Origin of the sequence: Sutterella sp., from assembly GCF_052272535.1 — a bacterium.
In the GTDB taxonomy this organism is placed as follows: domain Bacteria; phylum Pseudomonadota; class Gammaproteobacteria; order Burkholderiales; family Burkholderiaceae_F; genus Sutterella.
Window position 1 is genome coordinate 1 of record NZ_DAVZJY010000282.1, and the last position, 2,651, is coordinate 2,651.

General features: G+C 47.9%; 3 protein-coding genes. All 3 read left to right on the top strand.

Translation table 11 applies throughout. From position 1 onward, the window contains the following. Positions 1–296 precede the first annotated feature (296 nt). Positions 297–1,406 carry a hypothetical protein gene (locus ACT6Y9_RS10265; protein ID WP_443744460.1) on the top strand — a complete coding sequence of 370 codons (1,110 nt, stop codon included), beginning with the start codon at positions 297–299 and terminating at the stop codon, positions 1,404–1,406. Positions 1,407–1,412: 6 nt separating this feature from the next. Beyond that, the gene (locus ACT6Y9_RS10270; RefSeq protein ID WP_443744461.1) at positions 1,413–2,084 is read left to right on the top strand and encodes a hypothetical protein; all 672 of its coding nucleotides are present in this window, start codon (positions 1,413–1,415) and stop codon (positions 2,082–2,084) included. 317 nt (positions 2,085–2,401) lie between these two features. After that, positions 2,402–2,651: RRXRR domain-containing protein (locus tag ACT6Y9_RS10275; protein ID WP_443744462.1), on the top strand; the 250-nt coding region annotated here is incomplete at its 3' end.

The window sequence follows — 2,651 nt, forward strand, 5'->3', positions numbered from 1 at the left end:
TCAAGATATAGAGCAAGCTTTTCCTAGTAAAAAACAAAGAATTAGGGCTGGCGCAAAGCAAGCAATTAGAGCCTGCTACGCGTCAGCCCTGCCCGGAAAAGTCATGCAATCGCCCTGGCGTTGCTAGAAGTGTGGTACAATTTTTTATTCATAATTGTTTTTTTTGTAAGACTCAACTATAGCAGAAATTCCAGTATTTTGCCTACTCAATAGTCAGTTTTAACGATTAAATCAATTGGATATTTTTTGGAAGTCCCTAAGAGCCTAAATTTTCAACCATCATGTCGGATCTTATTTTGTCCATCATCTTGGGTCTTATTTCGTCGATCAAGCGTTTCATGAAAAGGCGTCAGCAAACAGCATTTCTGAAAACTATCTTCGATCCGGGTGCTGTTGATGCGTTTGGGGGAGATCCCGTCCAGTTGATCGCTTCCCGAATCGGTCAAAGACATGCAAGTGCGCTGTCGACCCATTCCTCAGACGGTCTTTACGACGAACGTGCGCTCAAAGCTTGGATTGACCGGCTTCAAACGTTGGAGAAAACGTATGGTGTCCTGACGCTCGAAGAGAGGATCCGATTTTTTGATCAACACCAAATAGACGATCTCCTCAGCTTTTACCCGCCTTTCATTCGGCTCTTCGGTTGGGATGTTTTCTATCGAACAGCATCAAACTACGGCGGCGAAAACACGCTCAATGTCCTTCGCCTCATGCAGGAAGGGTTCGAGTCGGAAGATATCGATGCATTCGTGCATCGCCTTGGAAAGTGCGGCGCTCGGGTTGGCCTTTGGTACTTCAGAACATTTTGCGGCACATCGCAAAAGCTTACAGCGCACCTCGATTCCATTTTTAATCCGGAACTTGTGAACTACTTCAACGAGGAATGGATTGAGGCGATATACAAAAGCGATTTCAAGTACGTCTCACGCCAACTCGCGGCCGATTCGAATGACCTTACGGGAATCAAAGCACAGGATCAGTACATCAGCGAGCTTTTGAACAGGACGAAGGCGCTCGTTGAAGCCGGCGGCTTTGCAACGGATATGAGCTACAGAGGGGCGCACCTGCTCTTGCTCTATTTTGTCTATCACTACGCTGACAAGGTCGATTTCACGCCGGCGATGCACTATCTCAGAGATCATGAGCCGGAGTGCGATATGGCGCGGCTGCAATGCGCTTGCACGTGGTGTGCAAACTTGGGATGGGAGGTCACATCGAAAGTCCTTCAACATAAGTTTTGGCCCGAAGCAACGATGGGGCAGTTGCGGGCGTCTCTTGGGGAACCCGACGAAACAAAGCGGAGCGGTATCAAGGTTATTTACGATACATGGATTTACCGGGGCTCTGACAAAAGCAGTCCCCGGACTGTCGTCTTTCGCAACGGGAAACTCGTCGAATGGAAGTAATCGGCTATGTCAACGAGAAAGCGTAAAGGATTTGATAATCCTGCAACCGCAATGGCGGCGCTTAAATACCTGGCACTTTTGTTGTTGCCGTTTTCGGGTCTTGTCGGGTGGTTGTACTTTCGCAGGCTCTCCGCACGTTACCAATTGGGCAGGGAGACGATTCGTGTTCATGAATCGGGGCTCAACGCTTTATCTGCCGCATTAGCAGACAACGCGACGGCGGGAATGCCCGTTGTCATTGCTTTGATTTTACTTTACTACGGTTTCGAGTGGCGCGCAGAAAGCAATGAGATTTGGCTTCTGCTCTGTGGATTATGGGCTCTTGGACTTTCGCTCGTTTGGTTCATCGTATGGTCGTGTCATCTCGGTGCGAAGATGATCGGCGTGTTGATCTTCGAAGAAACTCAAACCATTGTCATACCATGGGATCCTCTCAATAACACAGCTAAAGAAGATTTCTTTCGCCTGAAATGGTTTTTCGATGCCATGCATCTTGAGGAGTTGAATTTGGGAGAAATCGAAAAAATCACTCGTCAGGCCGGTGTCAAACTTTTCATTCACGGAGCGTTTGGCACAAGGGGCTTGCGGTTTAGTTCCAAACAAAAGCGCGACGAGTGCATTGCAGCCATTGAGCGAATCACAAAAAAATGCTACGTACACCTGGATCTGGAAGCTTAGGAACTGTTAAAGAATTATTTGCATGAGCAGTTCACGCCTTATGGCTTGAATCCTCGTATTGTGTAGTTCCATTTTTTGAATTCTCCGAGAGGGTCGAGATCAATATTCTCGAACTGCTCATCCGACACCTTTTTTTTACCCTTGCAATATTCGCGTTCATCAACACGGCAACCAACCTGGATTTTCAGTAAGCGAAATTCAGGCTGGGTGAGATCCGATAGTTTGATCTCGAATCTATTGATATAAGTCAATTATTGTTATTTGAGTCAAACCTAAATATATGAAAAAAAAGGCGTAACATGATAGATTCAATTTAAATACCAAATTCCAAAAGGCCGCGCAGCACATTTCGTCGTCGCCGCCGGTCGCAGAATATCCGTTATCGCGCTCCGCGCTTTCTGAACCGCGTCAAGCCCAAGGGATGGCTTCCGCCTTCTCTACGGCACCGCGTGGACACGACCCTCTCCGTCGTAAAGAAGATGTGCCGGTACGTGCCGGTGAGCGGCCTCGTCATGGAGTTGGTGAAGTTCGATTCACAGAAGCTCCAGAACCCGGAGGTCTCGGGCG

Excerpts from the sequence above, each read along its gene's own strand:
- ACT6Y9_RS10270 (WP_443744461.1), top strand. The coding sequence starts at position 1,413 with ATGTCAACGAGAAAGCGTAAAGGATTTGATAATCCTGCAACCGCAATG.